The organism is Belnapia arida, assembly GCF_016773205.1.
In the GTDB taxonomy this organism is placed as follows: domain Bacteria; phylum Pseudomonadota; class Alphaproteobacteria; order Acetobacterales; family Acetobacteraceae; genus Belnapia; species Belnapia arida.
Window position 1 is genome coordinate 1 of record NZ_JAETWB010000096.1, and the last position, 6575, is coordinate 6575.

At 68.2% G+C, this 6575-nt stretch carries 10 protein-coding genes; 4 read left to right on the forward strand and 6 right to left on the reverse strand.

From position 1 onward, the window contains the following. The coding region (locus JMJ56_RS34595; protein ID WP_456318803.1) for a bestrophin-like domain at window positions 1–264 on the forward strand (264 nt) is incomplete at its 5' end. A gap of 132 nt (window positions 265–396) precedes the next feature. Here JMJ56_RS34595 and clpS read toward each other — a convergent pair. From clpS to JMJ56_RS32380, 6 genes are read right to left on the reverse strand one after another with little or no spacing between them, the layout of a single operon-like run. Further along, complete coding sequence (gene clpS, locus JMJ56_RS32355; RefSeq protein ID WP_202835991.1) at window positions 397–708, reverse strand: ATP-dependent Clp protease adapter ClpS; 312 nt, start codon at window positions 706–708, stop codon at window positions 397–399. Between the two features lie 42 nt (window positions 709–750). After that, window positions 751–1608 carry a segregation and condensation protein A gene (locus JMJ56_RS32360; protein ID WP_202835992.1) on the reverse strand — a complete coding sequence of 286 codons (858 nt, stop codon included), beginning with the start codon at window positions 1606–1608 and terminating at the stop codon, window positions 751–753. Then, window positions 1598–2260 carry a hypothetical protein gene (locus JMJ56_RS32365; RefSeq protein WP_202835993.1) on the reverse strand — a complete coding sequence of 221 codons (663 nt, stop codon included), beginning with the start codon at window positions 2258–2260 and terminating at the stop codon, window positions 1598–1600. The genes JMJ56_RS32360 and JMJ56_RS32365 overlap by 11 nt, the downstream gene beginning before the upstream one ends. Further along, on the reverse strand, window positions 2257–3270 hold the full coding sequence (locus JMJ56_RS32370) for a site-specific integrase (RefSeq protein WP_328702523.1): 1014 nt from the start codon (window positions 3268–3270) through the stop codon (window positions 2257–2259). Before JMJ56_RS32370 ends, JMJ56_RS32365 begins: the two co-directional genes overlap by 4 nt. Then, window positions 3267–3659 (reverse strand): type II toxin-antitoxin system VapC family toxin, encoded by a 393-nt coding sequence (locus tag JMJ56_RS32375; protein WP_202835994.1) that lies wholly within the window; start codon window positions 3657–3659, stop codon window positions 3267–3269. The genes JMJ56_RS32370 and JMJ56_RS32375 overlap by 4 nt, the downstream gene beginning before the upstream one ends. After that, on the reverse strand, window positions 3656–3892 hold the full coding sequence (locus tag JMJ56_RS32380; RefSeq protein WP_202835995.1) for a type II toxin-antitoxin system Phd/YefM family antitoxin: 237 nt from the start codon (window positions 3890–3892) through the stop codon (window positions 3656–3658). The genes JMJ56_RS32375 and JMJ56_RS32380 overlap by 4 nt, the downstream gene beginning before the upstream one ends. 211 nt (window positions 3893–4103) lie before the next feature. On the opposite strand from JMJ56_RS32380, the gene JMJ56_RS32385 reads away from it, so the two are divergent. The 3 genes from JMJ56_RS32385 to JMJ56_RS32395 all read left to right on the forward strand — a co-directional run bounded on the left by JMJ56_RS32385 (window position 4104) and on the right by JMJ56_RS32395 (window position 6425). Beyond that, window positions 4104–4679, forward strand: coding sequence for a hypothetical protein (locus JMJ56_RS32385; protein WP_202835996.1), 576 nt, complete (start codon window positions 4104–4106; stop codon window positions 4677–4679). 571 nt (window positions 4680–5250) lie between these two features. Next, window positions 5251–5676, forward strand: a complete 426-nt coding sequence (locus JMJ56_RS32390) for a transposase (RefSeq protein ID WP_456318804.1) — start codon at window positions 5251–5253, stop codon at window positions 5674–5676. A 410-nt stretch (window positions 5677–6086) separates the two neighbouring features. Then, on the forward strand, window positions 6087–6425 hold the full coding sequence (locus JMJ56_RS32395; protein ID WP_202835998.1) for a hypothetical protein: 339 nt from the start codon (window positions 6087–6089) through the stop codon (window positions 6423–6425). Window positions 6426–6575: the final 150 nt, after the last annotated feature.

Genomic DNA, 6575 nt, shown 5'->3' on the forward strand with positions numbered 1-6575 from the left:
GCGACGCCGAAGCCGCGACAACCTGACGGTCGGTCGCCGCCTCACTGGACGCTTACGCCGCATCACCGGACGCTTACATTCATCTTCGTAAGCTTTGGCTTGAACGCACCCCGGAACGCAGTCGTCGTTGGAACCTTCGCCGTCTGCTCGTACGCGGTCGGCGCGGCGGTGTTTTTGATCTTAGAGATGGAGGAGCCGTTCGACGGCCTTATACAAGCTGCCAAGCACCCGATGGAGATCGCGCTCGCTCGCATGGGTCGGTGAAGTGCCCGTCATCACGCACTCCGAAGCTTCCAACTTACTGGAGTTCTGGCCGACCTGCGGTCAACACATTAAGTTTGTTGCCACCCACGACGGATCCTTTTTCCTGAGTTTGCGCGGCTCTAACGCGATGACTTACTCCTCGGGCTCCGTCGTAAAGAGTAGTGGGTAGTTCTGCTTGCGGCCCATCTCCGTTGCCGCCGTCGCCTTTTCTTCCGCAACGTCTCGGGTGAACACCGCAACGACGCAGACGCCGCGGCGGTGTGCCGTCATCATAACACGCTGTGCCTGTCCATCATTCAGCTGGAACTCTGCGCGTAACACCGTCACCACGAAGGCGCGTGGGGTAAAGTCGTCATTCACCAGGAGCACCTTGTGCAGCTTCGGCCGCTTGACCTTCAGCTCTGGCTTCACCCTGAGAATGGTCGTCGTATCAGGATCCTGCATCGCAGCGCCTCCATCGGTTGGTGTCAGAACAGCTATACTCATCTAGGAGCAGCACGAGCCAGGGATGTACTCCGGTACCTCAGCCCTGTCAGGATCACTGCGCGGCAGGATGTGAATTATGCCGTAAGCCTCGTCCTGATTGAGTGCCACTATACCTTCGCGGCCGAGTTCGAGCCCGGCCATCAGGGTTGCCGCCAGCGCCGCCCGTCGTTGCAGCTGAGACTTGGCTCGCTTGTCCGATGGTGGTGGCAGGAATCTGACGAGATCAGCCCCCTCCCCCACCGTCGGCAGCAGCTTGCGCATGCGCTCCAGCGCATCCGGCACCCGCCACAGCGCTGGCGGCCGTGGCCGATACACCTGGTCCCGGTGCGGCAGCACCAGTAGCCGCAGGCAGGCCCGCAGCAGCTCCGCCGTGTCCGCCAGCGGCGGTGCACCGATGATGGCAGGGTCCGGCTCCGCCTCGCCGCGGGCGAACACCTGTCGCCCCAGCTGCGGCCGCCGCTCGAGCCAGTCCGCCAGCCGGCTCGCCCACTCGCGGTCGGCCAGCCGGCGCCGCAGCCCCTGCGCCTCGCGCTCGGCCTCGGTGCTTTCCGGCGCAGCCGGCAGCAGCAGCCGCGAGCGCAGCAGCGTCAGCCAGGCCGCCGTGATCAGCCAGTCCGCCAGCCGCGGCAGCGGCACCGCCCGCCGCTCGATCGCCGCCGTGACCACGGCCTCGAATTGTTCGGCCAGGGTGGCGACCGAGATCTGCGCCAAGTCGACCCGCTGCGCCCGTGCCAGCTCCAGCAGTAGGTCGAGCGGGCCCTCATAGGCCCCCAGCCGCAGCGCCGGCGCGCCGCTGTTGCCGGCCGCGGCCGGCGCTGCGTCGAGGAAGGCCTCGGCGCTGTCCGCCTCAGGGGTCATCGTAGTGCGGCTGCACCGCGATCCGCAGCCCGGGCCAACGCTCGCGCAGCTGCTGGATCGCCGGCCAGGGCGTCCAGTCAGCCGACCAGAAGCCCAGCCAGAGCAGGCCGGGGTCGCGCTTTGGCGGCTGGCCGCGCTTGGGCACCGGCAGCTCGACCACATGCCGCAGCGCCTCGGTCGTGCCCCAGCGCTCCCACAGCCAGGTCCGCGCCTCCGAGTGCTCCGGCCCAAGCCGCAGTATGGCCTCTGGCACAGGCAGCAGCCGGTGCAGGTCGAGCAGGGAGGCCCGGCTCTCGCCCGAGCGCTCGGCCACCAGCCGCAGCCGCGCCTCGGCGGCGGTCCGCAGCTGGCCGGCCAGGATGCGGGCGCCCTCGAGGCTCAGGCTACGGGTGAGCGGCGGCGGGGGCGCGACCAGCAGGTGAAACCAGTCTTCCTCGGCGCGGCCCAGACTGTGCTGCCAGGGGATGACCCCGGCGCCGGCCGCCGCCCCGCGGAAGGCCGCGACCTCGGCCGCATCGCCGGTGACCCGGAGGTGGTGGTACAGCCAGTCTGTGTGTGCCGGCGCCAGCACCTCGGTCGGCGCGGCGCCGGCCTCCTGCCCAGCCCCGCCGCCCGACTCCGGCAGCCTCTTTGTCTCTTGGACCCTGGTCACAGGTCGAGCAGCTTGCTGGCGCTCTCGGTGACGAGCTTGGCCCGGCGGACATAGCCCCGCATGGTCTTGAGGTCGCGGTGGCGGGTGTGGTCCATCACTTGCTCGTCGCGGGCGCCGGCCATGTAGGCTTCGGTCACGAAGCCCGCCCGCAGCCCGTGCGGCGACAGCCGCTCGGTGCTGTGCACCGTGATCTCCGCCGCCTTGGCCCGGCCCTTGAGGATGGTGCGGACGGCTTCGCCGCTGAGTCGGGCGTGCTCGATGTTGCCCCAGCGGTCGACCTTCCGGAACACCGGGCCGTAGGCACAGGCCGAGGCGGCCAGCCAGGCCTCAAGCGTCCGCACCGGACAAGTCTCACGCCGCTTGCCGCGGGTAATGCCGAGCTCGGTGCCCCTCCCTTCCTGGTCGGTCTTGGAGGAGGGCAGCGTCAGGCGGAGCCCCTCGCCGGTGAAGCGCAGATGCTCGCGGTCGATGCCGACCAGCTCGGAGCGGCGCAACGCCCCGGCAAAGCCCAGCAATAGCAGCGCGCGGTCGCGCAGGCCGGTCAGGTCACCACCGCAGGCGGCCACCAGCTTGCGCAGCTCGGCCGAGGTCAGCGCCGCGGCCTGGCGGCGGCGGCTGCCATGCCGGCGGTAGATGCCGCGCAGCGTGGTGCGGATCGCGGGATGGCCGGCCGACCAGTCGAGCCCGCGTAGGCGGTGCTGCTGGCCGATGGCGGCCAGCCGCCGCTCCAGCAGGGAGCGCGAGTACAGGCCGGCGAGCGAGGCGAGATAGGCGGCGACGGCCGCGGGCTCGGCCGGCAGCGGGGCGCAGCCCGTCTCACTGCACCAGCCGCAGAAATGTGCCCAGTCGGCGGCATAGGCGCGGAGCGTCTCGGGCGCGAGCGCCTCGCGGGCATAGGCCTGGGCAGCAGCGAGCGCCGCGGCGCCGTTGGGAGCGAGGCCCCTGCCCGGCTCCGGCACCACCGCCGGCAGCCCGGCTGAGGCCGGTGCCGCGTTCCCCGCCGCGCTCACCCTCCACCATCCCGCCCGAACAGCCGCACGGCATAGGCGGCCATCAGCGGGTCGTCGCTCGCAAGCAGGAGGTCATCGACGCAGGCCTGCGCGATGAGCATGCGATCAAAGGGATCGGCATGGTGACGTGGCAGACCACCAGCCTCGATGGCGTGGGAGGCCGTGATTGGCAGGTGATCGAACCCAGCCCCGTCCAGCACGGCATCAAGGCGCTCCAGCGGGAAGGCGAGCCGCCCGAGGGAGCGCTTGATGGCAATTTCCCAAACCGACGCCGCGCTGACGAGGATAGTGTTCCGCGGCGCGAGAATCGCCTCGCGCAGGCGCGGCTGCAGGCGATCGGGCCATGTAACCGCCCAAATGAGAATATGTGTATCGATGAGCAGCCTCATTGCCCTTCGAACGCCTTGGCAACATCATCCGGCAGTGGGTCGTCGAAGTCGGGCCCAATCCAGACCTCGCTGGTAAGCTGGCCGAGCGCCCGTGGCTGGGTGCGGGTCGCAAGGGGTACCAGGCGTGCGAGCGGACGACCGCCCTTGGCGATAATGATCTCCTCGCCGGCTGCGGCGCGGTCCACTAGGCGCGAGAGCTGGGTCTTGGCGTCGTACAGGTTGACTTGGCTCATTCCGCTGCTCCTGACCAAGCTTGTTCTGTCGGTATAACTGACATTATGACCAAAGTTGGTCAATATCACGAGCCCTCCGCCGCCCTGAGAATCTGGCGGTTTCCCGCGATTGCGGCAAGCCCCTACTCACTTGCGGTAAGCGGCACTTATCGCAAGTGAGCGGGCGCGGGCGACTGGGCCTGAGCGCCAAGTCGGATCATGCAGGAGACCCATGGATACGCCGCTCAAGTCCGCGAAGGGCCGCCGGGCCGCCGATCCCGTCCCGCCTTTTGGCTATTATTCAATGGCCCGCAGGCAGCTGGAGGGTGCCCGGCGCATCGACCTCACCTATGGCGACGACGCCCGGCGCAAGACGGACACCTGCATGCAATTTCTGTTCGGGTGGAGCCTTGAGGGCTATCTCAAGGCGTACCTGGCCGGTCAGGGCGTGGAGCAGCCGGCACTGATCCGCATCGTCCACAACCTTGAGGAAGCCCTGCGTGAGGCGGTGGCCCGCGGCCTCGCCTTCCCCTGGATCGGGCGCGTCCGGTTGGCCGTGCACCACCTCCACCCCGGCCACCGTGGACTCTACTACCGCTACCGGCCGCAGCATCCCGACGGCACCGACAAGACCTTTTCCCTGATCCTGCCGGACCTGGCTTTCGATGCTCTGGATGCACTGGACGAGGCGGTGTTCCTCAGCATTCAGGAGGAGATCAACGTAGACGAGCGCCGGCTGGGCCAGGCCCCGACGCTCGCCTGGCGCGGGGTGGCCCGGCCATCAGAGTGGCGGCCGCGCGGACCGTGAGGTGCCCTCCCGCCTCAGGGCGCGGCTGGCGGAGGGGGTAGCCGCCGCACCGCCGAGGCGAGCCAGCCGAGCAGCGACGCCGCGCCGAGACGTGCACGTGTTGAGCTGTCATATGACAGGATGAACCATTCACGCGGGGACAGGCGGACACATAGGCGCTGAGCCTACGGGGCAGGAAAGGGGGCGAGGCCGGCCCGGCCAGCATGACGGACGCGACGTCCGATGATGCGACGACCCGCCTGTCATATCACGCCCGTACGGGCAGACGCGCGCAGGCGGCCGGACCCGCCGTACGGTTAGGCATGGCAACAACTGCAGGTATAACCGTCCGTTTACGAAATCGCCCTGACTTGATTTCATTCGCTCCGGACGCGAATGGCAGGTGTGCATGGCGCTGGGACGACAGAAGGGCCGGCAACCGGAACTGCTGGTGGCCTGAGCGGAGATGCCACGCTCACCCGGACACGTGTTCTACGATCGCCTCCAGGTCGAACTGCTCAGCGCCCGGTTTGACGACTTCGTCGAGGGCCAGTGCGCGCCCTTCTAAGCGGCGCAGCAGGGCCGGCCCTCGCTGCCGCCGGGGCGATACTTCCGCATGTTGTTGATCGGCTACTTCGAAGGCATCGATAGCGAGCGTGGTCTGGAGTGGCGGTGCGCGGACAGCCTGTCGCTGCGCGAGTTCCTGCGCCTCGGCAAGCGCGAGCCGGTGCCGGACCATTCTTGGCTGAGCCGTACCCGCGCCCGGCTGCCGGTCGAGGTGTACGACGCGGTGTTCACCTGGGTGCTGCAGCGCCTGGCCGAGCGCGGCCTGGTTCAGGGTGAGCGGATCGGGGTTGATGCCTCGCCTGTAAAGCCTAACGCCGCCCTGCGGGCGATCGTCCCGGCGAGACGGTGGCGAGGGCTAACGCGAGATGCTGGTGAGCAGGGCCAGAGAGAGCGGCATCGAGACGCCGACGGCTGCGGACCTGATCCGGCTGGATTGCAAGCGCAAAGGTAGGAGGCTGTCCCAACGCCGAGTGGGAGAGCCCGCCCGATCTGGACGCTCGCATTGCCAAGCTCAAGGACGGCCGCACACGCTTAACCTACAAGCCCGAGCATGCGCTGGATCTCGACACCGGCGCGGCGGTCGCGGCCGAGATGCACAGTACCGACTAGGGCGACACCGCGACCCGGCCCGACACCCTGGCGAGTGCGGCCCGGCACCTGGCCGCGGTCAAGGCGGCACCAAGCCCTGAGGCGCCTGCCGAGATGGTGGCCGATAAGGACTACCACTCGCGCGAGGTGCTGAAGTCGCTCGATGACGGTCCGTAGAAGAACCGGATTGCCGAGCCCAAGCGTGACGGCTTCTCGCACTGGCATGGCGACGACGCGGCGCACCGTGCCGTCGTCAACAATCGCACCCGTCTAATGTCCGGCGTGGCCCATGCTGCGTTCAAGCTGCGCGCCGAGGTAGTTGAGCGGGGCTTCGCGCTCCTTCTCGACCGTGGTGGCATGCGCCGAGCCTGGCTGCGCCGGCCGAAGAACCTGCACAAGCGCTACCTGATCCACGTCGCTGGCTACAATCTCGGCCTGATCATGCGACTGCTGACGGGGTGGGGAACGCCTCGGGGTTTCCAAGAGGGGGTTTCGGCCTCGCATGCTGCCGTCGCCATGTCGAACGGCGGCCTGGTCGTCATCCTGATCGTCATCGCTGGCGATCAGACCGCGGCTGCCGCCGTCAGCATTGAGCCGGACCGCTTCAGCTGATCAATGGCTTTCTAAACGGGCTGATAAGCGTGCTTTGGTGCCAGCATAGACGTGTCATATAACGCGCCGACAATCTGGGCCTGTCCCGATTTCACGGACACCTTTGATAGGCTGAGGAGCCTGGGAGGTGTCGATGACGGAGAGCAACAG

Coding starts and splice junctions, on each gene's coding strand:
- clpS (WP_202835991.1), bottom strand. CDS start 708: ATGCAGGATCCTGATACGACGACCATTCTCAGGGTGAAGCCAGAGCTG.
- JMJ56_RS32360 (WP_202835992.1), bottom strand. CDS start 1,608: ATGACCCCTGAGGCGGACAGCGCCGAGGCCTTCCTCGACGCAGCGCCG.
- JMJ56_RS32375 (WP_202835994.1), bottom strand. CDS start 3,659: ATGAGGCTGCTCATCGATACACATATTCTCATTTGGGCGGTTACATGG.
- JMJ56_RS32380 (WP_202835995.1), bottom strand. CDS start 3,892: ATGAGCCAAGTCAACCTGTACGACGCCAAGACCCAGCTCTCGCGCCTA.
- JMJ56_RS32385 (WP_202835996.1), top strand. CDS start 4,104: ATGGATACGCCGCTCAAGTCCGCGAAGGGCCGCCGGGCCGCCGATCCC.
- JMJ56_RS32395 (WP_202835998.1), top strand. CDS start 6,087: ATGTCCGGCGTGGCCCATGCTGCGTTCAAGCTGCGCGCCGAGGTAGTT.